The sequence below is a fragment of the Pseudomonas sp. NKUCC02_KPG genome, from assembly GCF_019345465.1.
Classification (GTDB): domain Bacteria; phylum Pseudomonadota; class Gammaproteobacteria; order Pseudomonadales; family Pseudomonadaceae; genus Aquipseudomonas.
In genome coordinates, this window is the sequence record NZ_JAHKRC010000003.1 from 1 (window position 1) to 25,799 (window position 25,799).

Annotated in this window: 21 protein-coding genes; 16 read left to right on the forward strand and 5 right to left on the reverse strand. The window is 58.8% G+C overall.

Going from position 1 to position 25,799, the window contains the following annotated elements:
* The 3 genes from KO536_RS04680 to KO536_RS04690 form a co-directional block, all read right to left on the reverse strand.
* Positions 1–393 (reverse strand): cation:dicarboxylate symporter family transporter (locus KO536_RS04680; protein ID WP_219261273.1); only part of this gene is annotated, 393 nt, incomplete at its 3' end.
* 607 nt (positions 394–1,000) lie between these two features.
* Entirely contained in the window at positions 1,001–1,429 is a 429-nt protein-coding gene (locus KO536_RS04685; protein WP_133078184.1) for a glycine zipper domain-containing protein, read from the reverse strand.
* 227 nt (positions 1,430–1,656) lie between these two features.
* Entirely contained in the window at positions 1,657–1,863 is a 207-nt protein-coding gene (locus tag KO536_RS04690; protein WP_219261274.1) for a hypothetical protein, read from the reverse strand.
* 351 nt (positions 1,864–2,214) lie between these two features.
* On the opposite strand from KO536_RS04690, the gene bcsQ reads away from it, so the two are divergent.
* The 9 genes from bcsQ to KO536_RS04735 are packed head-to-tail and all read left to right on the forward strand — an operon-like array spanning position 2,215 to position 16,989.
* Positions 2,215–3,420: a cellulose biosynthesis protein BcsQ gene (gene bcsQ, locus KO536_RS04695; RefSeq protein ID WP_219261275.1), complete on the forward strand. Its 1,206-nt coding sequence runs from the start codon at positions 2,215–2,217 to the stop codon at positions 3,418–3,420.
* Positions 3,417–5,639 carry a UDP-forming cellulose synthase catalytic subunit gene (bcsA, locus tag KO536_RS04700; protein WP_374105690.1) on the forward strand — a complete coding sequence of 741 codons (2,223 nt, stop codon included), beginning with the start codon at positions 3,417–3,419 and terminating at the stop codon, positions 5,637–5,639. Before bcsQ ends, bcsA begins: the two co-directional genes overlap by 4 nt.
* Entirely contained in the window at positions 5,639–7,906 is a 2,268-nt protein-coding gene (gene bcsB, locus KO536_RS04705) for a cellulose biosynthesis cyclic di-GMP-binding regulatory protein BcsB (RefSeq protein WP_133078187.1), read from the forward strand. Before bcsA ends, bcsB begins: the two co-directional genes overlap by 1 nt.
* 6 nt (positions 7,907–7,912) lie before the next feature.
* Entirely contained in the window at positions 7,913–9,151 is a 1,239-nt protein-coding gene (bcsZ, locus tag KO536_RS04710) for a cellulose synthase complex periplasmic endoglucanase BcsZ (protein ID WP_133078188.1), read from the forward strand.
* Positions 9,127–13,059 carry a cellulose biosynthesis protein BcsC gene (locus tag KO536_RS04715; protein ID WP_219261276.1) on the forward strand — a complete coding sequence of 1,311 codons (3,933 nt, stop codon included), beginning with the start codon at positions 9,127–9,129 and terminating at the stop codon, positions 13,057–13,059. Before bcsZ ends, KO536_RS04715 begins: the two co-directional genes overlap by 25 nt.
* 17 nt (positions 13,060–13,076) lie before the next feature.
* Positions 13,077–13,745, forward strand: coding sequence for an SGNH/GDSL hydrolase family protein (locus KO536_RS04720; protein WP_219261277.1), 669 nt, complete (start codon positions 13,077–13,079; stop codon positions 13,743–13,745).
* Between the two features lie 20 nt (positions 13,746–13,765).
* Complete coding sequence (locus KO536_RS04725) at positions 13,766–14,404, forward strand: alginate O-acetyltransferase AlgF (protein WP_219261461.1); 639 nt, start codon at positions 13,766–13,768, stop codon at positions 14,402–14,404.
* An 18-nt stretch (positions 14,405–14,422) separates the two neighbouring features.
* Positions 14,423–15,838 carry an MBOAT family protein gene (locus KO536_RS04730; protein WP_219261278.1) on the forward strand — a complete coding sequence of 472 codons (1,416 nt, stop codon included), beginning with the start codon at positions 14,423–14,425 and terminating at the stop codon, positions 15,836–15,838.
* 11 nt (positions 15,839–15,849) lie between these two features.
* Entirely contained in the window at positions 15,850–16,989 is a 1,140-nt protein-coding gene (locus KO536_RS04735) for a cell division protein FtsQ (protein ID WP_133078193.1), read from the forward strand.
* 537 nt (positions 16,990–17,526) lie between these two features.
* On the opposite strand, the gene KO536_RS04740 is transcribed toward KO536_RS04735, so the two are convergent.
* Positions 17,527–18,105 carry a TetR/AcrR family transcriptional regulator gene (locus tag KO536_RS04740; protein ID WP_133078194.1) on the reverse strand — a complete coding sequence of 193 codons (579 nt, stop codon included), beginning with the start codon at positions 18,103–18,105 and terminating at the stop codon, positions 17,527–17,529.
* Positions 18,106–18,269: 164 nt separating this feature from the next.
* Between KO536_RS04740 and KO536_RS04745 the strand changes: the two genes are divergently transcribed.
* The 3 genes from KO536_RS04745 to KO536_RS04755 all read left to right on the forward strand — a co-directional run bounded on the left by KO536_RS04745 (position 18,270) and on the right by KO536_RS04755 (position 21,043).
* Positions 18,270–19,052: an SDR family oxidoreductase gene (locus KO536_RS04745; RefSeq protein WP_219261280.1), complete on the forward strand. Its 783-nt coding sequence runs from the start codon at positions 18,270–18,272 to the stop codon at positions 19,050–19,052.
* A 64-nt stretch (positions 19,053–19,116) separates the two neighbouring features.
* Positions 19,117–20,115, forward strand: coding sequence for an NADP-dependent oxidoreductase (locus tag KO536_RS04750; protein WP_219261281.1), 999 nt, complete (start codon positions 19,117–19,119; stop codon positions 20,113–20,115).
* Between the two features lie 76 nt (positions 20,116–20,191).
* Positions 20,192–21,043, forward strand: coding sequence for an AraC family transcriptional regulator (locus KO536_RS04755; RefSeq protein WP_219261282.1), 852 nt, complete (start codon positions 20,192–20,194; stop codon positions 21,041–21,043).
* Here the strand turns inward: KO536_RS04755 and KO536_RS04760 are convergent.
* Positions 21,040–21,627, reverse strand: a complete 588-nt coding sequence (locus KO536_RS04760; RefSeq protein WP_133078198.1) for a LysE family translocator — start codon at positions 21,625–21,627, stop codon at positions 21,040–21,042. The genes KO536_RS04755 and KO536_RS04760 overlap by 4 nt on opposite strands.
* A 181-nt stretch (positions 21,628–21,808) precedes the next feature.
* Between KO536_RS04760 and KO536_RS04765 the strand changes: the two genes are divergently transcribed.
* The 4 genes from KO536_RS04765 to KO536_RS04780 all read left to right on the forward strand — a co-directional run bounded on the left by KO536_RS04765 (position 21,809) and on the right by KO536_RS04780 (position 25,747).
* Positions 21,809–22,366 (forward strand): helix-turn-helix domain-containing protein, encoded by a 558-nt coding sequence (locus KO536_RS04765; RefSeq protein ID WP_133078199.1) that lies wholly within the window; start codon positions 21,809–21,811, stop codon positions 22,364–22,366.
* A 22-nt stretch (positions 22,367–22,388) separates the two neighbouring features.
* A complete protein-coding gene (locus KO536_RS04770; RefSeq protein WP_133078266.1) occupies positions 22,389–23,735 on the forward strand; it encodes a glutamine synthetase family protein in 1,347 nt (448 codons plus the stop codon).
* Between the two features lie 114 nt (positions 23,736–23,849).
* Positions 23,850–24,665, forward strand: coding sequence for a hypothetical protein (locus KO536_RS04775; RefSeq protein ID WP_374105691.1), 816 nt, complete (start codon positions 23,850–23,852; stop codon positions 24,663–24,665).
* A gap of 23 nt (positions 24,666–24,688) precedes the next feature.
* Positions 24,689–25,747: a linear amide C-N hydrolase gene (locus KO536_RS04780; RefSeq protein ID WP_133078200.1), complete on the forward strand. Its 1,059-nt coding sequence runs from the start codon at positions 24,689–24,691 to the stop codon at positions 25,745–25,747.
* Positions 25,748–25,799 lie beyond the last annotated feature (52 nt).

Genomic DNA, 25,799 nt, shown 5'->3' on the forward strand with positions numbered 1-25,799 from the left:
CTCAGCCGCCGTGGCCGCATACTTCGAGATATCGACTGTGCCCAGGGTGCTCATGTCGATCCCGGCACCTGGCTGGAACACGTTGGCCAGCACCAGGCCGACCAAAATCGCAATGGTGGTGACCACCTCGAAGTAAATGATGGTTTTAAAACCGATACGACCGAGTTTCTTCGCATCTCCCACGCCTGCAATCCCGACAACCAGTGAAGAAATCACGATTGGGATTACGATCATCTTGATCAGACGGATAAAGATATCGCCGGCAGGTTGCAGAACGTTACTGATCCACCAGGCCTTTTCAGCACTGAAATGGTTGAGCAGCGCGCCGATTGCAATCCCGAGGACCAGACCAATCAGGATCTGCCAGGCGAGGCTAAGTTTTGCCTTCTTCATATTATTTTTTTTCTACCTTTACTTCAGTTTGATGTAGGTAATTGCCTGAACAGGAACGTTCATTTACCGAAAAATCTGTGTAAATAGCCGGGATAGATCGCTTGGAAGTGGTGCTTGTCGCTCACTGGCAGACCGCTCAGGCGGCGCGACTATTCCAATGCCGGAGGGCGCCGTCTAATGCTGTAAATGCCTACCCTATGCTCAATGTGCATGGCATTAATCAAAAAAACGCATGGTTTAAAGCTGTTCGAATACGCCATTTCGGGAGGCATAAGTGCCGTGCACCGGCCCTTGCAGAAGACGTGACGCGTTTTTTGGCAGGAGAAATGAAGGGCTGGATCCAGGGGGTGTTTGAGCAAGCAACCTCGGCATAAAGGCGCAATTTATTCTGGTCGGATTTCGACGGGCTGGCGTGCATTCGCCACCTGAAGCCATCAAGGAGAGGGTTTTGCTATCTGGAGGTGCATGAGGAATGGGTGAAGCATCAGGAGCACTTTGAAAAAGCCTGACACTGAGTTGCAAAGTTGTGACTTAAGCGATTCCTGACTTTGTGGGAGCGAGCAAGGTCGCTCCCACACTTGAACAGCATTGCGACATTGAGCCTGGTTTATCGGCGGTGCTTGTTCTTCTTGTTTTTGTTTTTCTTGTGATGCTTGCCACCGGAGTTGTGCTTGCTGCCATCGTCGGCAAGATTGTTGCCTATCGCCCCGCCAGCGGCACCGCCAAGACCCGCGCCGATGGTGGAGCCAGTAGAGCCTCCCAGTCTGTTGCCGATGACCGATCCGCCGGCCGATCCGAGACCGCCACCAATGGCGGCTTCGGTTTTGCTGCCTCGTGGCGCGCCGATAGCACTCCCTGCAGCGCCACCGACCCCGGCACCAACGGCGGCCCCCGTGGACCCCCCCAGCTGTTGGCCCACGATATTACCCAACGCGCCGCCAACACCGCCTCCGACAGCGGCGGTTCCGTCACCGGCAGCCATTGCTCCTTGTGCAAACAAAAGGCCCAGAACTAGCGCAGGTAGTGTCATTCGCATCTTATATACCTCAATGGGCAGTAATCAGTGCACCCGCTACATTAGGGATGCCTGAGAATATAGACGGGGCGATAACCCCCAAGTTCTATGTTGGCAACCACTGTGGCTGATAAAGCTGTAACAAGCTATTGCGGCGACAGGTTCCAGTCTTTGTGGCAGCGTTGCTCTTGAGTGAACAGCAATAGCGCAAGGTGAGGGATTTATGTCAGCCGTATGAAAGCCTCCCTTCACTTGACCTCAAGTGCGGCCTGAATCTGATCAGCATACTTGCTCAGCCTATTGAGCTCTGATTGAAGCTGCCCGGCACTGCTTGAATTTAGAACCTTGGCCTGGATCAAGGTTAAAGCCGCGGCAACAGCCAGTTCTCGTTGGCTCTGCGGGCTTGCGGCGCCAAAGGGGGTATCTCCCCTCAGGCCTTTGAAGTGCTCAGACATACTGTTCTCCTTATTTCTGATCCGCATTTCACTTTTTCCGACAACTTTATCCAGTGTAGAAGGATCGGTGCCCGCGTGAAGTGCTCAGAACCCGGATCCCGGTCCATCCGTCTGCCTGCACCAGGCCGGGGCAGTCGGGTCGGAGTATTGGTGATTTACACAGCGTCAGCAGCGCCAAATATAAATCCTGATTCGCGTCAATTAAATGGCTAATAAGTTTATTTATTACGTGTTTACCAAGATACTAATCCTATTTCGTTCAATTTATTGACGATGCCATTGTGATGGCTTATTTTGGCGCGCTGCGGCTGGTCATGGGTCGTTAACAGTCAGAAAGCAGGAAGCCTTCCTATGAGCCACAAAGACGACATATCAAATCTATTCAGTAGATTTGGCGCGACTTCAGACAGCTATCACGAGTTCGAAACCCCGTTCGACTACCCGTGCGCAGCACCGCAAAAGATGCCGCTGCCTGCCGAGCCAGCGCCTTTGCCTGAAGTTGTGGCTCAAGTAATCGAGAACATGGCGGCCGAGCCGAAAATTGAACAGGCGCCATTCCGGTCGCTACCGTTTTCGGTGGTTACGCCGGGAGCGCAACCCGTCATGCAATCTGCAATGCCAGTCGTTGAGTCATCGCGCCCCCAGCCTGAAGCACCATTGATGACCTCCGGGGACGTTGCAACCCCGTTGCGTAACCTGCTCGCCGAAGTCGCCCTTGCCCGCCAGGCCGAGATGCACGCCCAGGCACAGCTTGGGGCTCGTGTGCCGAAGTGCAAGGCACATATCGTGGCGCTGGTTTCGGCCAAGGGTGGCGTAGGCAAGTCAACTCTGGGCGCCGGGTTGGCCAGCAGCTTGTGTCTGGACGCATGCAAAACCATCGCCATCGATCTTGACCCGCAAAATGCGTTGCACTACCACCTCGGGATTGAATCCGGTGTGAGGGGCATGGGCACTACGAGCGAGGATGGCACCACCTGGGCCGACAAACTTCAGCAGGGTTTCGACGGTGCTCAAGTGCTGCCGTACGGCGTATTGAGCGATGACGAACGTTGTGCCCTGGAACGGGACATGAGCCAGGATCGCCATTGGTTGGCCCGGCAGCTGGCTCGCCTGAATCTGGATGAAAACGACGTGGTGATTCTGGACACACCGACCGGCCGTTCGATGTATCTGGAGCAAGCGCTGGATGTGGCTGATCAAGTGATCGTAGTCACCACCGCCGACGCTGCCAGCTTTGTTGCCCTGGATCAGATGGATCGCCTGATGGGCTCCGTCCCCACCCGTCCTGAGTCCCCGGCCTGCAACTACGTGGTCAATCAGTTCGATGCCACCCGCGAGTTTTCGCGGGACATGCTTGAGGTCCTCAAACGTCGTTTGGGCGGGCAGATGCTCGGAGTCGTTGCACTGGATAACACCCTGGGCGAGTCGCTGGCCTATGGTCGTAACCCGCTGGCTTCACCGAACGCATCTGCAGCCTGCCAGGATATGGCATGGCTGGGTAAACAACTCAAGGCCGGGTTTGAGAACGGCTCTGTTACAGCGATGTCCGCTCTGTGATCAAGACCAGCACTGAGCCGCCCGTTGTACAAACCCGTCTGCAACGTTGGGCGCAGTCCGTGGCTGATCGTATTGAACGATGGCCCGTTGTGGCACGCCGCGCGCTGACCATTGGCACGATAGCGTTCTGCACGCTTGTGGGCTTATTGATCGTCACCGCCCCGTTTGATTTCTATGCCCAGTGCATCTTTGCACTCGGTTGCTTTGGTGCGGCGCTGATATTGCGCAGGATCCCTGGCCGGCTGACCATCCTGATCATGATCTGCCTGTCGCTGACTGCTTCGCTGCGCTACATGTACTGGCGTCTGACGGCGACCCTGGACTTCGATGAGTGGATCGACATCGCGTTCGGCTACGGTCTGGTACTGGCCGAGCTTTATGCCTTGGTGGTGCTGATCTTCGGTTACTTGCAGACGGCATGGCCGCTGCGCCGCCAACCGGTATTGCTCAAAAGCCCGCCCAGCGAGTGGCCGGTAGTTGACGTGTTCATCCCGTCCTACAACGAAGCCCTCGATATTGTGAAGTTGACTGTCTTTGCCGCCCAGGCCATGGACTGGCCGCAGGACAAGCTGCGGGTCCACGTGCTCGATGACGGGCGTCGCGAAGACTTTCGCGAGTTCTGCGAGCAGATCAATGTCAACTACATCACCCGTGACAACAACCGACATGCGAAGGCCGGGAATCTCAACGAAGCGTTGCAGATCACCAGCGGTGAGTTCGTGGCCTTTTTCGATGCCGATCACGTGCCGACCCGTTCGTTTTTGCAAGTGAGCATTGGCTGGTTTCTGAAAGACCCGAAGCTGGCGATGCTGCAAACGCCGCACTTTTTCTTTTCCCCGGACCCGTTCGAAAAGAACCTCGATACCTTCCGCTCGGTACCGAACGAAGGCGAGTTGTTCTATGGCCTGGTCCAGGACGGCAATGACCTGTGGAACGCCACATTCTTCTGTGGCTCATGTGCTGTGATCCGGCGCAAGCCGCTGATGGAAATTGGCGGGGTCGCAGTAGAAACCGTGACCGAAGATGCCCACACCGCGCTCAAACTCAATCGCGCCGGCTACAACACGGCGTATCTGGCCATTCCCCAGGCGGCGGGCCTGGCGACGGAAAGTCTGTCGAGCCACATCAGCCAGCGCATTCGCTGGGCCCGGGGCATGGCGCAGATTTTCCGCACCGACAATCCGTTGTTCGGCAAGGGTCTGAACCTGGGGCAGCGCCTGTGCTACCTCAACGCGATGCTGCACTTCTTCTATGGTTTGCCGCGCCTGGTATTTCTGACGGCGCCGCTGGCCTTCCTGTTTTTCGACGCGCAGATTTTCCACGCTGCGGGGTTGATGATCATGGCCTATGCATTGCCCCATATCTTCCATGCCAGCCTGACCAACTCCACCATTCAGGGGCGCTTCCGCCACTCGTTCTGGAACGAGGTCTACGAGACCGTACTGGCCTGGTACATCATGGGGCCGGTGCTGGTGGCGCTGGTCGATCCCAAGCATGGTGGTTTCAACGTGACCGACAAGGGCGGGATCATCGACGAGAAATTCTTCGACTGGAAACTCGCCCGTCCATACATCGTGCTATTGACCCTCAACCTCGCGGGCATGGCCTACGGGATCGCGCGGCTGGCAATGGGGGAGGAGGGCGCCACAACCACGGTGCTGATCAACCTGATGTGGACGCTCTACAACGTCATCATCACCAGTGCTGCAGTGGCAGTGGCCAGCGAAACCCGACAGGTACGTGCTGAGCCGCGGGTAGCAGCCAAATTGCCTGTGCGCCTGACCTGTGCCGATGGCCGTGTGATAGAGGGTGTAACCCAGGACTTTTCGCAAAAAGGCATGGGTTTGATTTTGCCGGAAGGCGTCAGCTTGCCTCAGGGTGAGCAGGTACAGATTTCCCTGTTTCGCAATCAACACTCGAGTGTGTTCCCGGCAGTGGTCGTGTTCAGTCGCGGCGAGTTGGCGGGCGTGCAGTTTGATGCCCTGACCTTGCGTCAGCAGAGTGACCTGGTACGCCTTACATTCTCCCGCGCCGACACCTGGGCTTCGACCTGGGGCAGCGGGCAGGTCGATACCCCGCTTGTCGCCTTGCGTGAGGTCGGTCGTATCGGCCTGCGCGGTATCCACGAACTTTTCAAAGCCTCGGCCATGGAAGTGCGCAGCTTGCTGCGCCGTCGCCGCGTCACCCCTTCCACGCTAGACAATGTCCTGGACAAGTGATGAATTCAACGTCTTCAGCCTTCGCCGCCTTGCGCGATCTGCGCCGCGCGCTGGCCCGCCTGACGTGCGCCTTGCTGGCTTTCAGCGCTGGCGCTGCCAGTGCCCAAACCCTGTCTGCGGCCACGGCGCCCGGAGCGAAAAGCTACACCGTTACCCTCAAGCAATTGGGCCGCAATTATCCGATGAACCTGCGTGGAGTGGAGGCGACAGACAGCGTCAGCTTCGATGTGCGGGCCGACTCGATCGTCACCGGCGCCAGGCTGAACCTGCAGTACTCCTACTCCCCGGCGCTGCTGGCGGAGCTGTCGCAAATCAACGTGCTGGTCAACGATGAAGTGGCCGCAAGCCTGCCATTGCCCAAGGACAAGGCCGGGCAACTGCAGCAACAGGTTGTAGAGATCCCGGCTCATCTGATTACCGAGTTCAACCGCCTGAGCCTGCAATTTATCGGGCACTACACCATGAGCTGCGAGGACCCCCAGCACTCCAGCCTGTGGGCCAAGATCAGCAATGCCTCGGAGTTGGGCATCGACGTATCGCCGCTGGCCTTGCCTGACGACCTGTCGATTATCCCGCTGCCGTTTTTTGATCGTCGCGATGCCCGTCCCCTGGACTTGCCGTTCGTGTTCGCCGCTGCGCCCGACAATGCCACGCTGGAAGCCGCCGGAGCCCTGTCGTCGTGGTTGGGTGCCCAGGCCAGCTATCGTGGTGCGCGGTTCTCATCGGGTTACAACCGGATTCCGGCCAGCGGCAATGCCGTGGTGCTGGTCAGTGGCCCGGATGCCCTTCAGATCGACAGCCTGAGCCTGCCGCCCGCCAAGGGCCCGACCCTGACCGTAATGACCAACCCCAATGATGCCAATGGCAAGTTGCTAGTCGTCAGCGGTCGCGACGGAGCTGAGCTCAAGCGCGCTGCAACGGCGTTGGTGCTGGGCAATCAGGCCTTGTCGGGCAATAGCGTTGTCATCGACCGCCTGGATGTGGTGCAGCCACGCAAACCCTATGACGCACCGAACTGGTTGCCCAGTGATCGCCCGGTAAAACTGGGTGAGTTGTTGCCAGCCAAGGAACTGGCGGTGTCCGGCTACAACCCGGGCGACATTACCGTACCGCTCAACTTTGCCCCGGACCTGTTTACCTGGCGCGAAGGCGGTGCGCCGTTGAACCTCAAGTACCGTTACACGCCTCAAGAGAAGTCCAACAACTCATCGTTCATCATCAGTTTCAACGATGCGCTGATTCAGTCGCAGAACCTGCCGTCCCAGGACAAGCTTCCGAGCGGCGTACTCAGCGCGCTGAAGTCCGACGACAGCCTTGGCCGCGAAACCACCGTGATGCTGGCGTTGAACTCGACTGCCCTGCAGTCACGGCTGCAGCTGCGATACATGTTCGATTACATCAAGCAGGGGGAATGTAACGACATCATCATCGACAACATGCGTGGGGCCATTGACCCCGAGTCGACCATCGATGTGAGCGGCTACGACCACTTTATCGCCATGCCCAATCTTGGCGTGTTCAAGGATGCCGGATTCCCGTTCACCCGCCTGGCCGACTTGTCGCAAACAGCCGTGGTGTTGCCGGATAACGCAGGCACCGCGGACCTGGATGCCTACCTGACTGTACTTGGTCGTTTCGGCAGCTCCACGGGTTACCCGGCCACCGGCGTACAGGTGATCCAGGCCGCGCAGGTTGGGAGCGCTGCGGACAAGGACTTGCTGGTGCTGGCATCCGGTGCCAATCAGCCGTTGCTGACGCAATGGGCTGATCGTCTGCCCGCTGCCGATGGCGAAGGACTGCAGAGTTTTCATCTGTCCGACCTGCCAATGCGGGTACGTGACTGGTTCAGCCCCGACCCTGAAGCCAATCTGCGCAGAACCCGGCTGGCGATGGCATTTTCCGGTGGTGCGCGCAGTACCTACCTCACCGGATTCGAGTCACCGCTCAAAAACGGTCGCAGCGTCGTGGTGATCGCCAGTGGTCAGCCCCAGGGCCTGGCCGACGCGACCAATGCCCTGATCGGTGGTGAGGATTACACCCAGTCGATCCAGGGCAGCCTGGTGGTGGTACGCGGTAAAAATATCGAGCCACTGGTTGCGGACGAGCAGTACTACGTCGGTAGCCTGGGCCCGATCAAATACCTGCAATGGCTGATGTCGCGCCACGTGGTACTGGCGCTGATACTGACCGGCCTGGGTGTGATCCTGCTCAGCGGTCTGGCCTATCTGGCATTGCGCGCGCGTGCCAACAAGCGTCTGGGCGGCTGACAGGGCATGAGTTTCTTCGCGATCTTTCGCAATAAAACCTCAACGAGGCGCCTGCATACGGCGCTTCGTTTGCTTGCCTGTGCTTTCGTAACGTTCACGCTGACGCCTGCGGTGGCTCAAGACGAGGCGTGCAAAAATGCTCAGTGGCCGCTTTGGCAGACCTATGCCTCGCATTTTGTGCAGGCTGACGGCCGGATGCTGGAGTCCAGTGCGCAGGTCAATCAAAGCTCTTCCGAAGGTCAATCCTACGGGATGCTTTTCGCACTGATAGGCAACGATCAGGCGCGCTTTGAAAAGCTGTGGCAATGGACCTTGGCCAACATGGCAGGTGCCGATGTGAGCAAGCGCCTGCCGGGCTGGCTGTGGGGGCAGGGCAAGGACGGCACATGGCAATTGCAGGACGCGAACTCGGCGTCCGATTCGGATTTGTGGATCGCTTATTCGCTGCTGGAGGCAGCGCGTTTGTGGCAGCGGCCGGACTATCGCGAAGCTGCGTTGCAGCTGCTTGCAAACATAGAAACCCAACTGATAGTGAGCTTGCCCGGTTTGGGCAAAATGGTGTTGCCGGGGCCACAGGGTTTCGTGCAGCCCGACCACCTGTGGCGGTTGAATCCCAGCTACCTGCCATTGCCGCTGCTGCGTCGACTGGCCAAGGAGTCACCGGCCGGACCTTGGAAAGAAATAGCCGAAAACACGGTGAAAATGATCAAGGCTTCCAGCCCCAAAGGCTATGTGGCCGACTGGGTTGGTTACCGTGCCACCGGGCCGAAAGCCGGTTTGTTCGTGGTTGATCCGATCACAGGCGAGCAGGGCAGTTATGACGCGATTCGCGTGTACCTGTGGGCAGGCATGACGCCCAAGTCCGATCCACTGGCAGCCCCCTTGCTGGCGATGCTGGACGGTATGTCAAACAGTACTGCGTCCACCGGTATTCCACCGGAAAAAGTCCAGGTCATCAGCGGTGCACTCGAGGGTCAGGGGCCGTTCGGGTTCTCGGCTGCGCTGATCCCGTACTTCCAGACCAAAGGTCAGCCCTGGCTGGCACAGGCCCAGCAACGTCGAACCGTACAAGCGTTGGACAAGGCACTGGCCACTGTCGGCGGCGAGCGTACCGAACCTTTGTATTACAACCTCATGCTCAGCTTGTTCGCACTCGGCTGGGCTGAAAATCGTTTTCAGTTTCGTGATGACGGAACACTCAAATTGTCTTGGGAGACGTCATGCGTCCGCACCGCCACTCGCTAGCCATAGGTTTTTTAACCGCCATGATCAGCACTGCCGTCCACGCCGACACACGGGACGTGCAATCGCAGTTGGTCGAGCAGGGCCAGTACTGGCAGGGCCGTGACAATTCACTACGAGCTGCTGAAGCTTGGGAAAAAGTGTTGCGTCTGGACCCCAATCAAGTCGACGCCCTTTACGGTATGGGCCTTGCCAGCATCAAGCAGAAAAAGTCTGCGCAAGCCAGGCAATACCTGGAACGCCTGCAGGCTTTGTCGCCCCGCCCTTGGTTGGCTGCGCAGCTGGAACAGGACCTGGCCCTTACCGAGCCGCAGAACATCGCGCTTCAAGCCGAGGCTCGCCGTCTGGTCGATAGCGACCAGCGTGACCAGGCGACTCAGGTGTTTCGCAAACTCTTTGCCGGGCGCACACCGTCAGGCACTTTAGGCCGAGAGTATTACAACAACCTTGCATTCAACCCTGCAGGCTGGCCGGAAGCTCGCAAAGGCATGGAGCGTTTGCTGCACGAAACGCCGAATGACTCGATTCTGGCGCTGTTTCTTGCCAAGCAATTGGTTCGTCACGAAGACACTCGTCCCGAAGGTATTCGTGCCCTGGCCAAACTGTCGACGCGGCCCGACATCGGTGGTGACGCTGACGAGAGCTGGCGTCTGGCGCTGGTGTGGTCCGGTCCTCCGAGCGCTGCCCAGGCACCTTTGTTCGAAGCTTTTTTGAAGGCTCATCCGGATGATCAGGAAATACGCGATCTACTGAACAAAGGTAAATCGAAAGCCAGCACTGCTGGCCGGGTAGCGAGCTGGCAACCAGATCCACTGGTAGAACGTGGATTGCAAGCCCTTGAAAAAGGCGATCAGGCAGGTGCCGAGCAAGCTTTCGCCGCGCGCCTGAAAAACAAGGCCAATGACCCTGATGCACTGGGTGGTCTTGGTGTTGTGCGCCAACAACAGAATCGTCTGGTTGAGGCTGAGCAGTTGCTCAACCGTGCCATTGGCAATGGGGGGGCGCGATGGAAGCCCGCGTTGGACAACGTGCGCTACTGGGCCTTGCTGCAACAGGCGCGCAACCAGGCCAAGGCTCAACCCGACAAGGCCCGGCAGAACATTGCACAGGCCATGCGTCTTAACCCTAAAGGCGTCGAAGCGCGCCTGGCCCTGGCAGATCTCCAGGCCCAGAACGGTCAACTGGATGAAGCCCAGGCCAGTTATCGCCAAGTATTGAGTGTGCAGCGAGATAATGCGCAGGCCGTACAAGGGCTTGTGAGTGTTCTGTCGCAATCGGGGCAGGCCGATGAGGCATTGCGCTTGCTCGATACCCTGACTGCAGCCCAGCAGGCCGAAATGGGCGGCGGTGGTCGGCTGCGTGCGCTGCGCTCCACCCAGGCGGCTGCATTGGCCGAACAGCGGGGTGATACCCGTGGTGCGCAACAGGCGTTGGTGCAAGCCGTCAAGGACGACCCGGATAACGTTTGGACCCGTTTTGACCTCTCCCGCCTTTACCTCAAGACCGGCGAGCCACAAAAAGCCCGAGACCTGATCGACAGCTACCTCAAGGCGCATCCGACCGACGTTGACGCGCTTTACACCAGCGCTTTGCTCTCGGTGGAAATGGAGCAGTGGGACGCTGCCCAGGCCGCCATCAGTCGCATTCCTGCGGGCCGCCGCACCGCCGATATGAGCGAGCTGGCCGACCAGATTACCCTGACGGTGCAAGTCAAACTCGCCGCTACCATGGCCAAGCGCGGCCAGCGTCAGGAAGCCCTGGCCCTGCTTGATCGTTTGCAACCGATGGCCAGCCGCAGCCCGGACCGGATGGCGACGCTGGCGTCGGCCTATGTCGACACCGGTGACGCCACACGTGCGTTGACCATGATGCGCGACGTCATTAACCAGACACCGACACCGTCCGCCGACCTGATGTTGCAGTACGCCAATCTGCTGTTGAAGACGGGCAATGATGCTCAGGTCAATTCGATTCTGCGGGGCCTGCAAAATCAGCCAATGAGCCTTGCTACACGCAAGCGCTTCGATGATCTGCTTTACCAGTATCGTATTCGTCAGGCAGACCTGCTGCGTGAAGGCGGTGATCTGGCAGGCGCTTATGACACGTTGGCACCGGCGCTGGCGTCACGCCCCGGGGATGCGGGTGCGGTTTCGGCACTGGCGCGCATGTATGTCAGCAGCGGTGACAATGCCAAGGCCTTCGAGCTGTACAAACCCTTGCTGCAGCGTCAGCCAAACGACCCGCAGATCTTGCTCAATGCCGCGGACGCCGCCGTTCTGGCCCGTGATAACGGCTACGCCGAACGTGCGCTGGAGCAGTTCGTGAAGCTGCAAAACTACGACCCGCAGTCCTTGACCGAAGCGGCACGGATCTACCGCAGCATGGGCAAGTCTGCTCAAGCCACCCACCTGTTGCGCAAGGCCGTAGACATCGAGCAGACCGAGAAAAAACGCAGCCTGGTGACGCAGGCTGCCGGTACGGGCGCGGCGCCCAACCCTTTTGCAGGTTTGTCGGGGCCGGGTAATCAGGTTGGCCGCGGGGCGATCGACGGGATTCCTGCTCCGGCGCAAGCCGTGCTGGATTCGGCATCGTATAGCGCAGGCAGCAATTCGTTATTGCCTCAAGACGTCTATCCAGGTCAGCAACAAGCCCGCGTGGCAGCCGCAATCCCGAGCCGTGCGGCCGTGCCCTCCGGGCGATTTGGCAATGCCGGGGCCAATCCTTTCGCGCCGCAAGGCACGGTCAATGTAGCGGTAGATCAGGCCAGTTCTGCCCAGCGTGCACTGGACAGCATCCTTCAGGAACGCAGTGCTTACGTGACTCAGGGTGTGACCGTGCGCACCAATGACAGCGAGCCGGGCCTGGGCAAGATGACCGATATCGAGACGCCGCTGGAGATTAATTTCCCGGCAGGTGACAACCGTCTCGCTGTGCGTGTGACGCCGGTATCCCTGAACGCAGGACGGGTGGGTGTGTATGCCGCTGAACGCTTCGGCAGTGGCAACGCGTCAACCGAAGGTATTGGTGCCCAGCGTGAAAGTGGTGTGGGTGTGAGCGTTGGCTTCGCTCGTCCGGATGAAGGCATCAAGGCTGACATCGGCACTACGCCAATCGGCTTTCAATACAGCACCGTCGCCGGTGGTGTGAGTGTGGATCGCCCGCTCGCCAGCAATTCCAATGTGCGCTATGGCGTCAACGTCTCGCGCCGTCCGGTAATCGACAGCGTGACGTCGTTCGCCGGTACTACCGATGAACGTAGCGGGCAGTCGTGGGGCGGTGTGACGGCTAACGGCGGTCGAGGCCAACTGAGCTACGACGACCAGGCGATTGGCGCCTATGGCTACGGCGCGTGGCACAAGCTGTTGGGCCATAACGTAGAGTCCAACAGCCGTGCCGAATTGGGCGCCGGTGTTTACTGGTATCTGCAAAATGATGAAGACAGCAAGCTGACCCTCGGCCTGAGCGCCACTGGCATGAGCTTCGACAATAACCAGAACTTCTTTACCTACGGTCACGGCGGCTATTTCAGCCCGCAAAGCTACTTTGCCCTTGGGGTGCCGGTGGCCTGGTCGCAGCGCACCGAGCGCCTCAGCTATCAGGTCAAGGGTTCGGTGGGTGTCCAGTACTCCCATCAGGCGGGTGCGGACTACTTCCCTGGCGACAGCACGCTGCAAGCTGAAAACGACCAGCGCTACTCCAGCGAGAGCAAGGCTGGGGTTGGTTACAGTCTCTCCGCAGCCGGTGAGTACAAGTTTGGTTCAAACTTTTTTCTGGGGGCCAATCTTGGTCTGGACAATGCCCAGGACTACCAGCAAGTCACGGGTGCCATGTACTTGCGTTACATGTTTGAGGACATGAACGGCCCGATGGCGCTGCCGGTCAGCCCTTACAGTTCCCCTTATTCCAATTGATGTCCTGGAGACTTTAAATGCCTTCATCCGTTCTAGCCGGTATGACCCTTCTTGTTCTTGGGGAGAGTCACATGAGCCTGGCCAATCACCTGATGGAACCACTGCACGCCAACTTGACCCAGCAAGGCGCGAATGTGCATTCGATTGGCGCGTGCGGGGCCAGCGCTGGCGATTGGCTTATCACCAAAAAAGTCGATTGTGGGGCTGAAGAAAAAGGCAGCGGCAAGATTGTGATCAAGGGGCGTGATGCGACTACAACCCCAATCAAGGACTTGATTGCCGCCGACAAGCCGGACCTAGTGGTGCTTGTGATTGCCGACACCATGGCCTCGTACGACAAGCCGGTATTTCCCAAGGCCTGGGCGTGGCAGAACGTGTCTGCACTGGCCAAGGAAATCACCGCCAACGGTGCCAAATGCGCATGGGTAGGCCCGGCGTGGGGCAAAGAAGGCGGCATGTACAAGAAAAACGATGCGCGCACCAAACTGATATCCGCGTTTTTGGCAACCAACGTCGCGCCTTGTACCTACATCGACTCCCTGGAGTTCTCCAAGCCCGGGCAGTGGGTGACCACTGACGGCCAGCATTTTACTGTTGCGGGCTACAAGTCCTGGGCCAATGCCATCGGCAATGCGTTGGGCAAACTGCCGCCTGAAGCGGTCAGCGCCAAGGGAGAGAAGAAGTGATTCGTCCACTGACGGGTGCGATGACACTGTTATGTAGCATGTGCACCCTGGCTGCCGATTTTGCCCTGTATCCCACCGGCCCCAGCCAGGACGCAGCCTTCATCCGCTTCGTCAACGCCACCACGGCGCCCCTGGACGTCATCGGCCAGGCAGGACAGCCGCCGTTGCGCCTTGAAGTGGCGCAGCCGGCGTCGCTATTGTTCCCGGTGGACTCGACCAGTCCGGTCAAGGGTTCTCTGGTCAGTGGCGGGCAACAGCTGGCGCTGGATCTCAAGGTTGAGCCCGGGGAGTTCGCGACGATTGTTGTCGTGTCGCAGGGTGCGGGTATCGAGCAAGTCGCCGTGCGTGAGACACCTGACGATTTCAACGGCCTCAAGGCTTCGCTGGCGTTCGTTAACGTCGATAAATCCTGCAGCGATGCCAGTCTGCGTCCTGCCGGGCGCAGCGCCGATCTGTTCAAGGCGGTGCCCGTCGCCAGCCTGCAACGGCGCTCGATCAATCCGGTGAACCTTTCGGTGCAACTGGTGTGCGCCAACGCCAATGTGGGTGCTGCGCTGGATTTGGGCATGCTCAAGGCGGGGGAACGCTACAGCGTGCTGCTGGTGCCTTCTGCCAGCGGGCCACGTCTTTTGAGCGCAACGGACACTCTGTCCTACTGATCGGATTCTGCCGCTGCCATGGTCTTCGCCTCACTCGAGTTCCTGACGCTGTTTCTGCCAGCCTTCATGCTGATTTACGCCCTGGGCAAGCCCCAGTGGCGTAACGTCATTTTGTTGATCGGCAGCTGGTTGTTCTATGGCTGGCTGAACCCGATGTTCCTCGCGTTGCACGTGGCGTTGACCATCGTTGCCTGGGTCGGCGGGCTGCTGATTGATCGCTCCCGCGAAGACTCAAAGGGCAGGGTGCGGCTGTTGATTGCGCTGATCGTGTTCAACACCGCAGTGCTGTGCTGGTACAAGTACGCCAATATCCTGGCTGCAACCTGGATGGAATGGATTACCTGGCCGGGCGCGATGCCCCTGGAGTGGCAGCGGGTGGCGCTGCCGGCAGGGCTGTCGTTTATCGTGCTGCAGGCCATTTCCTATCTGGTGGATGTGCACCGCCATACGGTGCCGGTGGAGCGCAGCTTCATCAACTACGCCACCTATATTTCGATGTTCGGCCACTCCATAGCAGGTCCGATCATTCGCTATGACTGGGTGCGTCGTGAGCTGACCCGGCGCTATTTCGACTGGCAGAATTTTTCTCTGGGCGCACGCCGTTTCATGGTCGGCATGTGCATGAAAGTGCTGGTGGCAGACACTCTGTCGCCATTGGTGGATGTGGCGTTCCATCTGGATAATCCGTCCTTTGTCGACGCCTGGATCGGTTGCCTGGCCTACTCGTTGCAACTGTTTTTCGACTTCGCGGGCTACAGCGCCATGGCCATCGGCCTCGGCCTGATGCTGGGCTTTCACTTTCCGGAAAACTTCAACCAGCCTTACCTGGCCAGCAGCATTCAGGATTTCTGGCGGCGCTGGCACATGTCCTTGTCCAGCTGGTTGCGCGACTACCTGTATATCGCTCTGGGCGGTAACCGTAACGGGGCCTGGAAGACCTATCGCAATCTGTTCCTGACCATGGCCATTGCCGGGCTTTGGCATGGCGGCGATAGCTGGAATTACCTGCTGTGGGGGGCCGCTCACGGGGTGGCGCTGTGTGTGGACCGGTTGTGGTCGCGATCGAACCTGCCGAGTATTCCTACACTGTTCTCCCATACCCTGACACTGCTGTTTGTGTTCATGGCCTGGACCCTGTTCCGTGCGCCGGATTTTGCATCGGCCCTGACTATGTATGCTGGCCAGTTCGGTTTGCACGGGTTTGCCTTGGGCGACGCGTTGGCCGTGACGCTGCGCTCGGCTCACGGCCTGGCGGCGCTGCTCGGCGTGGCATGCATTATCGCGCCGCTGTTCAAGGACCGTGTTGAGCAGCGTTTTGGTACTCAAGTGTGGTTTGTTCCTATAGCGGCCCTGTGGCCGGTGGCGGGTTTTCTGCTCTCGTTCGCGTTGATCGCGAGCCGCGAGGCGGTGCCCTTCCTCTACTTCCAGTTCTGATGGCCGCGCCCATGTCTTCTTCAACGCCCCAACCGGCTGTACCGACTGAACTCACCGCCCGTGTCAGCAGGTTGGGCGGCGTTGTGTTTGTCGTATTTCTGGCCGTCAGTTTTGCCTCGTCGCTCTGGCTGTTGATCAGCGGCAAGGTCCAGATGCTGCCCCCCGACCTGACCCGCGACGCGGTGCTGCATGGCGAGGTCACCCACAAGATCGCCAAGCAGTTGTCAGAGGCTGGGGTGCCGCGAAAGGCGGCAGATCTGGAACGCGGCGCGAGCTGGCTGATGCTGCACGACACCGGCGCACGGGTCCGTCCGGGATGTGATGGCTGGTTGTTCTTGACCGATGAAATGCGCATCAACCGTCATGCTCAGGCCAATGCACAGATCAAGGCGGCGGCGGTGCGTGATATCCAGCAGCAACTGTCGTTGCGAGGCATCCGCTTGCTGGTGGCCGTGGTGCCGGACAAGAGCCGTATTGCCAGCGGGCAGCTGTGCGATTTGCGTCGGCCGGTGCAGTTGCACAATCGCGCAGTGGCCTGGGTTGAAGCGCTGAACAAGGCAGGGGTAAGTGCTTTGGATCTGGCGCCAGCCCTGCAATCACTGGGCAGCGAAGCTTACCTGCGCACCGACACCCACTGGAGTGAGGCGGGCGCCTCGGCGGCGGCCAAGGCCATCGCTGTGCGGGTACAGGCGATGGGGATCACTGCCACACCCCACAAGGATTATGAAACGGCACTGCAAGACCCGGCGCGTCGCCCGGGAGATCTGGTTCGCCTGGCCGGTCTTGAATGGTTGCCAGCAGGATTGCAACCCGCAGCCGAGTCTGTGGCGGCGAGCCGGTTCAGTGAGAAAGCCGGGGAATCGCAGGGTGATGCAGACAGTCTGGATGACCTGTTTGGCGACGATAACCTGCCGAATGTGGCACTGATTGGCACTTCGTTTTCTCGCAACTCCAATTTCGCCGGGTTTATGCAACAGGCCCTGGGTGCGCCGATTGGTGACTTTGCCAAGGATGGAGGCGAGTTTTCCGGTGGTGCCAACAACTACTTCAATAACCCGGCATTCAAACAGACGCCCCCTGCGCTTGTGATCTGGGAAATCCCCGAACGTGATTTGCAAACGCCTTACAGCGACGTGATCAGGCTGTTGTAAATCGCCGGTCTGTAGTCGCTGACGAGCCGTGCGAGGCTGCGTCAGGTTTGGCGCGCCACTGCGACGCAGCAGTCTTAAAGTCAGCCTCTTCGGTTTTTCAGGCACACCGCGTGTTCCGGTTTTGCGACCGCTTCGCGATCGATCGCAGCCTCGTTCTACTCGTCAGCGACTACAACAAGAGTTGGTGGCGAATCTGTAGTCGCTGACGAGCCGTGCGAGGCTGCGTCAGGTTTGGTGCGCCACTGCGACGCAGCAGTCGTAAAGTCAGCCTCCTCGATTTTTCAGGCACACCGCATGTTCCGGTTTTGCGACCGCTTTGCGATCGATCGCAGCCTCGTTCAACTCGTCAGCGACTACAACAAGAGTTGGTGGCGAATCTGTAGTCGCTGACGAGCCGTGCGAGGCTGCGTCAGGTTTGGTGCGCCACTGAGACGCAGCAGTCGTAAAGTCAGCCTCTTCGGTTTTTCAGGCACACCGCGTGTTCCGGTTTTGCGACCGCTTCGCGATCGATCGCAGCCTCGCTACGCTCCTCAGCGACTACAAGTCGCGGGGGCCCATGGGGCCGAGAATCTGCTTGCGGCAAACCTCGAGAATTTCATCTGCCAGCGCGCTGTTATCAGGGCAGGCCCGGGACAGCACGATCGCACCAATGGCATGGGCCATGGTGTCTATTATCCTGGCCCGCATGTCCTGTGGCTCAACGCCGGCGAACGTGGCACCTGAGCGCTCAACGGCGGCCAGCATGTTTTCGAGCCCTTGGGCAAAGGTTGTCTTGACCTCTTCAGGCTGTCGCGCTGCGTCCCCGCACAAGGCCGCCAGGGTGCAACCCTCTCCCGGCGCATCACGGTGCTGGCGGGAGAGGTACTGGTCAAAGAACCCGGCAATATCGTGCTCTGCGCTTTTTTCCAGCGAGCTTGCCAGTCCGCACGCGGCAGCTTCAGCCATCAGGTCAGCCTTTGAACCAAAGTGCTTGTAGAACCCGCCATGGGTAAAGCCGGCCGCGGCCATGAGATCCGCCACCCCCACACCGTCATAGCCACGCTCGCGGAACAGCCTGGAAGCCGTCTCGACGATGTGTGCCCGGTTCGCCTGCGCCTGTGCTTTTGTGACCCTCATCGCTTTATGCCTCGTTCAAATCACTGACAATCAAGCGCCCAATATACATGGATGTCGACCATCATCAAAATAGTTGACGATTTGGATTATGATCATCATCATAAAGCCTCTTCGATCGACAGGCCGCATCCCGCGGCTGGATTTATTCTTGAGAGAGCGCCTCCATGACTACTCATTCCTCAGTCCTTATCACGGGCGCTTCCAGCGGTATCGGGGCGACCTATGCCGAGCGCTTTGCTCGCCGTGGCCACGATCTGGTGCTGGTTGCCCGCGACAAGGCGCGACTGGAAGCCCTGGCGACACACTTGCGCCAGCAATACCGTGTTGCCGTCGATGTGTTGCAGGCAGACCTGACCCAATCCAGTGATCTGGAGGTGGTTGAAGCGCGGCTGCGTGACGACTCCAGCATAGGCATCCTGATCAACAATGCGGGTATTGCCCAGTCGGGTGGTTTTCTGGAGCAGACAGCACAGAGCCTCACGACGATTATTGCGCTCAACACTGTTGCGCTGACGCGACTGGCCAGCGCGATTGCGCCACGGCTGGTGCAGGCCGGTGAGGGGGCGATCGTCAATATAGGTTCGGTCGTAGGCCTGGCGCCTGAGTTCGGCCAGTCGGTCTACGCTGCAACCAAGGCGTTTGTGCAGTTGCTGTCACAAGGGTTGAGTCACGAGTTGTCGCCCAAGGGGGTTTATGTCCAGGCGGTTTTGCCTGCCGCAACCCGCACCGAAATCTGGGAGCGCGCAGGTATCGATATCAACGTCCTGCCTGAGGTGATGGAGGTGGGTGAGTTGGTCGATGCCGCGCTGGTCGGTTTCGACCGCCGTGAGCGAGTGACCATTCCGCCTTTGCATGACGCTGCCCGTTGGGATGCGCTGGATGGCGCCCGTCAGGCGCTGCTGGGGGATCTGCGGATGGCCCATGCTGCCGATCGCTATAAAAACTGATTGATGCGGGGTTGCCGCACCGGGGGCAGTTGCCGCTCGGTGCCTCAACCCGGAGCCGCCTGCTATGAAAGCTTTTTTTATCGATGGATATGGCAAGGACACTGGACGGATAGGGCACTTGCCCGACCCTGAAGTTGGACCCGACGAAGTGCTGGTCAAGGTGCATGCCGCCAGCGTCAATCTGCTGGACTCCAAAATCCGCAAGGGCGAGTTCAAACTGATCCTGCCCTATCGGTTTCCACTGGTTCTGGGTAACGATCTGGCGGGCGTGGTGCTGCGTGTGGGCGACAATGTTCGCCAGTTCAAGCCGGGAGACGAGGTCTATGGACGTCCCAGCGAGGACAGCATGGGGACTTTCGCTGAGCTTATTGCGGTGTCCCGGGATGCGCTTGCGCTTAAACCCGTCAACCTCGACATGGCGCAGGCAGCGTCCATCCCTTTGGTCGCGCTGACGGCCTGGCAGGTGCTGGTAGAAACCGCGCAACTGAAAAAAGGGCAGAAGGTGCTCATTCACGCAGGTTCCGGCGGGGTGGGCAGTATTGCCATTCAGTTGGCCAGGCACTTGGGCGCTTTAGTGGCCACGACCACCAGCACCCGCAACGTTGAATGGGTGAAGGCCCTCGGGGCCGATGTTGTGATCGACTACAAGCAGCAGCACTTCGACACGTTACTGCACGACTACGACGTGGTGCTGAACAGCCTTGACGCTGGCACCCTCGAAAAATCCCTCAAGGTGCTGAAACCGGGAGGCAGGCTGATTTCGATCTCCGGCCCACCTACTGCGCAGTTTGCCAAGGCTCAGGGGCTGAACTGGGGGTTGCAGCAGGTCATGGGCCTTCTGAGCTATGGCATCCGCCGCAAAGCCCGCAAGCAGGGTGTGAGTTATTCATTTGTTTTCATGCGGGCCAATGGCGAGCAGTTGCGTGAAATCAGCGCGCTGATTGAGTCTGGTGTGATCAAACCAGTGGTTGACCGGATGTTTGAGTTCAACGACACAGCGCAGGCGTTGAGTTATGTCGAGCAAGGCCGGGCCAAAGGCAAGGTTGTCATTCGTGTGACCTAGCTTCAAGTGCTAGGCTGGCAGGCAGACAAAGGCCGTGAAATCCATCGTGGCCCATGATCTTCCCGGTCCCGATACCATGCCCGCAAGCAATCAGGTCAGTACCCTTGCCGTCGATCCAGGCTGCGCAACTCCGAAATTCTGGAGGGATGCGCAGTTGCCTTTTATCGAGGCGCGCTCAATCGCCGATGGCCGCAAGGTCTGCTATGCGCGGCACTCTCACGAGATATTTTCAATCGGTGCAATCACTTCAGGTTGCTGCAATTACCTGCATGAAAAAACCTCCCACACCATCAGCGCAGGTACGGTGGTGCTGATGAATCCGGGGGATGTTCATGCCTGTAATCCGGTCGAGGATCAGCTGTGGTCATACGTGATGTTGTATGTCGATGCCCACTGGCTGGCAGGTATTCAGCACGGTTTTGAGGCGGATGCCAGCGGGGTGTTTCATCCCGTCGCGGCCACTCACACCCAATCCCCAGCATTGTTCAACGGCCTGACCGCCCTCTTTGCACAACTGGTCGACCCTCGGCTAGAGGTGCTGGCCAAGCATGAGGCGGCGATCCTGTTTTTTTCGTCGATGCAGCAAGAGCTGGGCGGTTCGGTGGCGCTGCGCAAGAGCGCCAATGTGCGGGTGGAGCGGGCCGCCGACTATATCGATGCGCATTTCCTGCGCACGATTCGACTGCAGGACATCTGTGAAGCTGCCAGCCTGTCAGAGGCTTACCTGATTCGCGCATTCGAGCAGCGTTACCACATGACGCCCCACGCCTATCTGATCAACCGGCGGATTCAACATGCGCAGACGCAGTTGCGCGAAGGTGCGTTGATCGCCGATATCGCTCATCAGACCGGCTTTGCCGATCAGGCGCATTTTCAGCGGGTATTCAAAAAGTACCTCGCCGCCACGCCCGGCCAGTACAAGACTTAAAACCACAGCAAAGAGACCGCACAGCCCGCCAGCATGGCCGCCATGCTGCGGTTGAACAGGCGAATGCGCCTGGCGCTGCGCAGATAACGGCTCAGGAATGCCCCGGTGCAGGCCCAGCAAGCCACGGACGCGTAGCAGACGACAAAGTAGATCAGCGCGAACGACCAGATCAGCACGGCCTCACCGCCGGCGACAAAGGCGCCCATGCCCGCAACAGCAGCCAGCCAGGCCTTGGGGTTGAGCCACTGCATGGCCGCGCCTTTTAAAAATGAGGGGTGTTGCGTGTCACCCTCGAACTCGATCCGGCCGTTATCCATCGCCAGCTTCCAGGCCAGGTAAAGCAGGAAGGCCATGCCTGCCCAGCGAATCAGGTCGGTCAGTATCGGCCACTGCTTGAGCACTTCATGCAGGCCGAAACCGGTAAACAGCAGCAGCACGACAAAACCGACCGTTGCGCCCAGCACATGGCGCAGGCTGGGGCCCAGGCCAAACTGCATGCCGGAACTCAGGGCGACGACATTGACCGGTCCGGGTGAGATGGATGCTGCCAGGGCAAACGCCGCCATCGAAATCAACACGCTCATCGTTACTGTGCTCCGTTCAGGGGTGTGCCAGAAGGTTAATGGGCGGGCACTTTGACGTATTGAACAAAACTCCCCTGTGAAGACGTTGGCGGATGCGAGCAGAGCAACTGCCTTGCACTTGTGAAATTTAACCTGTAATTTTTCATGAAATTAAATTACTAAAATTTCACGGCGGCCCGGGATGAACAAGCAAGAAGAGATGGCCGCGTTGGCGATCCTTATCCACGACCTGCGCAAACACAAGAAATACACCCTCAAGGAACTGGCGGACAAAATCGGCCGCTCGGTGGGTTTTTTGTCCCAGGTCGAACGCGGGATATCGCAGCCGACAGTGGCCGACCTGACAGCGATCAGCGAAACCCTGGGCGTGCCGACCACCTATTTCTACAGCCTGCCAAAACCCAAACAGTTGCCCTGGGTGACCCGCCCCGATGAGCGCCGCACGTTGTATCTGGGCAACGGAATTACCGACATTCTGGTCTCGCCAAAAATCCGCGCCTCGTTCTCCATGCTCGAGAGTCTGCTGGAAGCTGGCGCCAACAGCGGCGAGCGGCATATGACGGACAGCTCGGAGCAGGGCGGCTACGTGATCGAAGGTCAATTGACCCTGTGGCTGGGCGACGATGATGAGCCCGCCACCCTGTACGCCGGGGACAGTTTTCAGTTCGACAGCCACACGCGCTGTCGCTACGCCAACCTGACATCGCAGCTCACGCGAGTGCTGTGGGTCTACACCTGATAACAATAAAGGAACTCCCATGATGGATGCTGCATGCTCCGATTTGCTGGCCGAAGTGCGTGCCTTTCGCCAGCACAACCCCGAGGTGCGTTATGTCGATCTGATTTCCCTGGATATTCCCGGGCATTTCTACGGCAAGCGCTACCCCATCGACATGCTTGAAAAAGTGGCGGCGGGCAGCGTGCTCAAATTGCCGCAAAACTGCGTGTTACTGGGTGTACAGGGCGGGCTGTTCAAAATTGGCGACTACTGCTTCAACGACGGCGACCCGGATGCCGTCCGACGCCTGGTGCCAGGCACGCTCAAGCCGGTGACCTGGGAAGGCAAGCCGCTGGGCCAGATGCTGATTACCTCCGATGGCACCGAAAAACCGATTGTCTTCGAGCCCCGGGAAGTCCTCGCCCAGGTGTTGGCCCGACTGGCGCGAAAGGGCATTCACCCGGTGGTGGCGTTCGAGCTGGAGTTTTACCTGTTCGACAAGCAACTGCGTGAGGGGCTGGTGCAGTTTCCTCGTGATCCGTTGAGCGACGATGCCGATGACCAGCCCAATATGCACATCGAACGCTTGTCGCGCTTTTCTCCAGTGCTTGATGACATGGTCGATGCGGCGCAGGCCCAAGGGATCGAGGCAACCGTGATCACGGCCGAACTGGGGCCGGGGCAATTCGAAATCAATTTTGGTCATCTCGACGACGGTTTACGTGCGGCGGACTGGGCGGCCCTGTTTTGTCGCAGCACCCGGGGCGTTGCCCTCAAGCACGGCTATCGCGCCAGCTTTATGGCCAAGCCCTATCTGCAGCATCCTGGCAGCGGCATGCATGTGCATGTCAGCCTGTATGACGCTGACGGCAACAACCTGTTGGCACTCAATCAGCAGCAGCCGCTGCGGCATGCCGTTGCGGGTTGCCTGGCGTTATTGCCCGCGAGCATGCCGATTTTTGCTCCCAACCAGAACGCGTTTCGCCGACTGGGCGGCACGACCAATATCGCTACCCAGGCCAGTTGGGGTTATGAAGACCGGGATGCCTGCTTGCGGATTCCGGAGTCTGATGCAAAAAACCTGCGGATCGAATATCGCCTTGCGGGCGCCGATGCCAACCCCTATCTGGTGCTGGCGGCGATTCTGGTCGGGTTGGAGCATGGGCTTGAGGCGGGTAAAGAGCCGATTTTGCCGCTTAACGAAGACCGCAACAGCGGTATCGCTTTCCCGCTTGAGATGCTTGAAGCCGTGCGGGGCATGCAGCACCAGCCTCAGTTGCGCGAAGGCTTGGGCGGCGAATTTGTCGATGTTTACTGCGAGAACAAGCGTCAGGACCATCTGGCTTTCATGCAAGAAATCAGTGCCCGGGAATATCGCTGGTTTTTGTAAATGCCTTATGGGGTAAAGACTTATTGGCGCCGGCAATGACTGCACCTGACAGCAGATTTTCAGGGGATACCTGCTATACCTACTGGTTGAATCCATGACCGGTTAATCAGGGCAATGAGAAAACAGACTGTCAGATGTGCGTCTGCGGCGTTGCCGCTGGTGTTTTTCCTGCAGATGGCGCAAGGGAGTGAGCCGCCAGCAACCACCAGTACCCGTGACTCGGAATGGTTGTTGTTGGCGAGCCCCTTTGTGTGGGCTCCGTCAATGAGCGGGCAAGCGGCGCTTGGCGGGGTCAATACAAAAGTGGATGTACCGTTCTCGGATGTGATGGAAAATTTGAGTTCGGTTTTCATGGGTAATCTGGAACTGACCAATCGCACGCTGGGGTTTTATGTCGATGGCGTCTACGCGAAAACCCACCAGTCCGAGAGGGTGTTCGGGCGCAAGGTAGGTCTGGCAATCGCCCAAAGCACCCTTGCGGTGGGTGCGTATTACCGTGTCTATGAGTATGAGTTTGGCGGCTCCACGATATTTGGCGAACCTCGCGCCTGGCGCGTTGAGCCCACGGTCGGTGTGCGCTGGACCAAGCTGTCGACAAAACTGAGCGTCGACTCTGTGGGTTTCAGCACCAAGAAAAAAACCGAGTGGACAGACCCGTTCGTGGGCTTGCGCATGCAGGCCGACCTGACGGACCGCTGGCTGCTCTCCGGCGAAGCCGACACCGGCGGGCTGGATACATCCTCCAAAAAAACCTGGAACGCCCAAGGGTATCTGGGTTACCGGATGTTCCTGGCGGATCACCCCACGATCATTCGCGTCGGTTATCGGGTGCTGGCTCAGGACTATCGAACCACCGACTTTACCGGCAACAAGTTCAAGTACGACGTGACCCAGCGCGGCCCGGTACTTGGCTTGTCCATGCGCTTCTAAACCCGTATTGAGGATTCAAGTGAATGAAGTTGCTCAAACACACCCAACATCTGACGTTGGCACTGGCAGGCTTCATGCTCGCGTTGCCGGTCGCCAATGCCTGCACCCGTCTGGTTTATCTGGGTGACAACGACACGGTGATCACGGCGCGGTCCATGGACTGGAAGACAGACGTGGCAACCAATCTGTGGATCTTCCCCCAGGGTATGCAGCGCACCGGGGAGGCAGGGCCGGGCTCGCTGAAGTGGACGTCCAGATACGGCAGTGTGATTGCCACGGGCTACGACATTTCAACTACTGACGGGGTCAACGAAGCCGGATTGTCGGCAAACCTGCTGTGGCTGGTGGAGTCTGAATATCCGCCGGTCAATAAAGACAAACCCGGGTTGAGCATTTCTGCCTGGGCCCAGTATGTCCTGGACAACTTCAGCACCGTTGCCGAAGCGGTCGATGTACTCAAGACCGAACCCTTCACCGTTGTCACTGCCAATGTGCCGGGTGAAAGTCGTTTGGCAACGCTGCACCTCTCAATGTCCGATGCCTCGGGTGACAGTGCGATCATTGAGTTTATCGATGGCAAGCAAGTGATTCACCACGACCGCAGCTATCAGGTCATGACCAACTCCCCGGCATTCGATGCGCAGTTGGCAATGAATGCGTATTGGCAATCCATTGGCGGGACAGTGATGCTCCCCGGCACCAATCGTTCTGCAGACCGCTTTGCCCGGGCGTCTTTTTACGTCAATGCGGTGCCAAAGAATCAGGACGCGCGCTTGTCACTGGCCAGCGTATTCAGCGTGATCCGCAACGTTTCAGTACCGTACGGCATTACCACGCCCGGCGAGCCGAACATATCCTCGACCCGCTGGCGCTCTGTGATCGATCACAAGCAGGGGTTGTACTTTTTCGAATCGGCCGTCACCCCGAACACGTTTTGGGTGGACTTGAACAAGGTCGATTTTTCAAAGGCAACGGGCACCGTCAAAAAGCTGAACCTGGGCCCGGACCAAAGCACCATTTACTCCGGGGAGGTCTCAAGCCGCTTTCAGGTCACTCCGGCGTTCAAGTTTGAGGGGGTTTAATAATGCGCGGCGGCCTGAGGTCCGCACTGCCTGATATCGCGGAACTACGTGT

Excerpts from the sequence above, each read along its gene's own strand:
- KO536_RS04685 (WP_133078184.1), bottom strand. The coding sequence starts at position 1,429 with ATGCGAATGACACTACCTGCGCTAGTTCTGGGCCTTTTGTTTGCACAA.
- KO536_RS04690 (WP_219261274.1), bottom strand. The coding sequence starts at position 1,863 with ATGTCTGAGCACTTCAAAGGCCTGAGGGGAGATACCCCCTTTGGCGCC.
- bcsQ (WP_219261275.1), top strand. The coding sequence starts at position 2,215 with ATGAGCCACAAAGACGACATATCAAATCTATTCAGTAGATTTGGCGCG.
- bcsB (WP_133078187.1), top strand. The coding sequence starts at position 5,639 with ATGAATTCAACGTCTTCAGCCTTCGCCGCCTTGCGCGATCTGCGCCGC.
- bcsZ (WP_133078188.1), top strand. The coding sequence starts at position 7,913 with ATGAGTTTCTTCGCGATCTTTCGCAATAAAACCTCAACGAGGCGCCTG.
- KO536_RS04715 (WP_219261276.1), top strand. The coding sequence starts at position 9,127 with ATGCGTCCGCACCGCCACTCGCTAGCCATAGGTTTTTTAACCGCCATG.
- KO536_RS04720 (WP_219261277.1), top strand. The coding sequence starts at position 13,077 with ATGCCTTCATCCGTTCTAGCCGGTATGACCCTTCTTGTTCTTGGGGAG.
- KO536_RS04725 (WP_219261461.1), top strand. The coding sequence starts at position 13,766 with ATGACACTGTTATGTAGCATGTGCACCCTGGCTGCCGATTTTGCCCTG.
- KO536_RS04730 (WP_219261278.1), top strand. The coding sequence starts at position 14,423 with ATGGTCTTCGCCTCACTCGAGTTCCTGACGCTGTTTCTGCCAGCCTTC.
- KO536_RS04735 (WP_133078193.1), top strand. The coding sequence starts at position 15,850 with ATGTCTTCTTCAACGCCCCAACCGGCTGTACCGACTGAACTCACCGCC.
- KO536_RS04740 (WP_133078194.1), bottom strand. The coding sequence starts at position 18,105 with ATGAGGGTCACAAAAGCACAGGCGCAGGCGAACCGGGCACACATCGTC.
- KO536_RS04745 (WP_219261280.1), top strand. The coding sequence starts at position 18,270 with ATGACTACTCATTCCTCAGTCCTTATCACGGGCGCTTCCAGCGGTATC.
- KO536_RS04750 (WP_219261281.1), top strand. The coding sequence starts at position 19,117 with ATGAAAGCTTTTTTTATCGATGGATATGGCAAGGACACTGGACGGATA.
- KO536_RS04755 (WP_219261282.1), top strand. The coding sequence starts at position 20,192 with ATGCCCGCAAGCAATCAGGTCAGTACCCTTGCCGTCGATCCAGGCTGC.
- KO536_RS04760 (WP_133078198.1), bottom strand. The coding sequence starts at position 21,627 with ATGAGCGTGTTGATTTCGATGGCGGCGTTTGCCCTGGCAGCATCCATC.
- KO536_RS04765 (WP_133078199.1), top strand. The coding sequence starts at position 21,809 with ATGAACAAGCAAGAAGAGATGGCCGCGTTGGCGATCCTTATCCACGAC.
- KO536_RS04770 (WP_133078266.1), top strand. The coding sequence starts at position 22,389 with ATGGATGCTGCATGCTCCGATTTGCTGGCCGAAGTGCGTGCCTTTCGC.
- KO536_RS04775 (WP_374105691.1), top strand. The coding sequence starts at position 23,850 with ATGAGAAAACAGACTGTCAGATGTGCGTCTGCGGCGTTGCCGCTGGTG.
- KO536_RS04780 (WP_133078200.1), top strand. The coding sequence starts at position 24,689 with ATGAAGTTGCTCAAACACACCCAACATCTGACGTTGGCACTGGCAGGC.